Genomic DNA, 561 nt, shown 5'->3' with positions numbered 1-561 from the left:
AACTGCTATTCTTCAGCACGTCAGAGCAGGTCGAAGCAGACATGCTTCTCGATGGCTCACCGAACTCCTCCAACGGAAAAAACCGAAACTGGTTGCGGTGGCGCTCGCCAACAAGATCGCCCGTATCGCCTGGAAGCTCATGGTAAGCGGCGAAACGTATCGGCGGACAGAAGGACAAAACGCAGCAACATAAGAGATTGGCCACCACGGTGAGCACGATAAGGCTACCGTGTTTGAGCTAATGCTGTGAACTTGCAAGAGAAAGCAGATGGTGCGATCGATCGATCCAAGACGCGTGACACTCCGTCACCCCCAGTGGCCCTCCAAGGCCGTTGCCGTGTTAGGAACACGCGTTGCGGAAACCATCTTGGCCAGTGGTCATGTGCGACCACACACAAAGGCCGCACATATGGAAGCAAGCGATCCGATCAAAAATGTCTGCAAAAAAGCTTGCAAATGGGAGCCAATGGTATGGACCCCGCCCTCGCGGCGAGGTGGAATCTCGAACGTCAACTGCGATGAAGGAGGATGTCATGCAGGTCGTTCGGATAGGTCTCGATT

At 54.4% G+C, this 561-nt stretch carries 1 pseudogene; it reads left to right on the top strand.

The window, feature by feature from the left end:
• A pseudogene (locus tag QN224_RS33595) lies at positions 1-193 on the top strand (IS110 family transposase); the annotation flags it as partial.
• Positions 194-561 lie beyond the last annotated feature (368 nt).

It is taken from the genome of Sinorhizobium sp. 7-81 (genome assembly GCF_030124405.1).
Taxonomy (GTDB): Bacteria; Pseudomonadota; Alphaproteobacteria; order Rhizobiales; family Rhizobiaceae; genus Sinorhizobium; species Sinorhizobium psoraleae.
Note: the sequence above shows the minus strand (reverse complement) of the source record. Positions and strands in the feature narration are given on the sequence as shown.